Consider the following 1,182-nt stretch of genomic DNA (forward strand, 5'->3'; position numbering starts at 1 on the left):
GCATGTTTTTTCATGATGTGTATATACAATATGTTGCATCAGTTTTGATCGATAATGATTGAATTAACTTCTTTCATTACTTTGAGGTACTCATTGCCAGTTTCTGTAATATTGTATTTGTTGGTTGGTTTTTCTATTAATCCTATTTGCATCATCATATCGAGATAATGATTTGCTCTTTTAAAATTTAAATTTGCTTTATAAACTATGCTTGTTTTCGTCACTTCTGATCCTTTTAAAACTTTCAGTATGTCTACTATTATTTCTAATTTTTCACGCATCGCCCCATGCCCCCAAGGAACTAAATATTTAGATTACTACATATTATATTCGTGTGTTATTATATTTAAGGATGATGTAATATTGATGTTTCTGTAATCGTTATTGCAACACGGCATACGGCAAGAACTTCCTCTTCCGTATTAGCACCGCTCAAAGATCATCAACACGTTTGCTTTCATTGTCGGTGTTTTCCGTTTTAACCCTCTTGGTCTCCAACAGATAGATTATCCCGATTATTGCAAATACAGCTGTGCTTAAAAGCAACAGAATGGTCACCGTTGAGTTAATATTCGCTCTTATAAAATAAATTAAATTGTATATTATTAAAAAAGAAATTGCCCCTAATGGAATGATAATTGTTTTCACTATTTTTTCGTGTTTCATTTACTCCCTCTTTCACATTCATGACAGTATTCACATTTATGATAAATTTTCATAGTTTTTTTGTACACAATTCATAATGTATTATTTATAATTTTCTCTACCTCTTTCTGCATAATGGTCATTTGAGATAATTATATATGCCATAATCCAAATTAAAGGGTGAGGGGTTCAAAAACATGGAGTATGTTCTTAAATTTAATTCAAGAGTTGTCGAGCTATTGAGTAAGAATCACAAAAATATTCGCATATTAGCTATTATTTTGTTGATAATGATGGTAGGAACAAAAATAGCATCAAATATTAATCCAATATATACACCTATGGGGACGCTGGGTGGCTTCATTTTTGGCATGAATCTAACATACCATATTTTCCAATGATGTGATAGATTCACCTTACTTCCCTATACCTTTTTAATAATATAGTATTCTTCCATAAAACTTTAATACATGATGTTTTATTAAAATCTCGATTTTTAAAAAATGATGTAGTATTTTCTGAGATGACTATTTTGAG

Annotated in this window: 2 protein-coding genes; both read right to left on the reverse strand. The window is 30.1% G+C overall.

Annotated features, from left to right (window positions below; all coding sequences use genetic code 11):
- Window positions 1-38 precede the first annotated feature (38 nt).
- Window positions 39-281 carry a winged helix-turn-helix domain-containing protein gene (locus KDK67_RS14125; RefSeq protein ID WP_250869482.1) on the reverse strand — a complete coding sequence of 81 codons (243 nt, stop codon included), beginning with the start codon at window positions 279-281 and terminating at the stop codon, window positions 39-41.
- Window positions 282-432: 151 nt separating this feature from the next.
- A complete protein-coding gene (locus KDK67_RS14130) occupies window positions 433-666 on the reverse strand; it encodes a hypothetical protein (RefSeq protein WP_250869483.1) in 234 nt (77 codons plus the stop codon).
- Window positions 667-1,182 lie beyond the last annotated feature (516 nt).

The organism is Methanococcoides seepicolus (assembly GCF_023684405.1).
GTDB lineage: Archaea > Halobacteriota > Methanosarcinia > Methanosarcinales > Methanosarcinaceae > Methanococcoides > Methanococcoides seepicolus.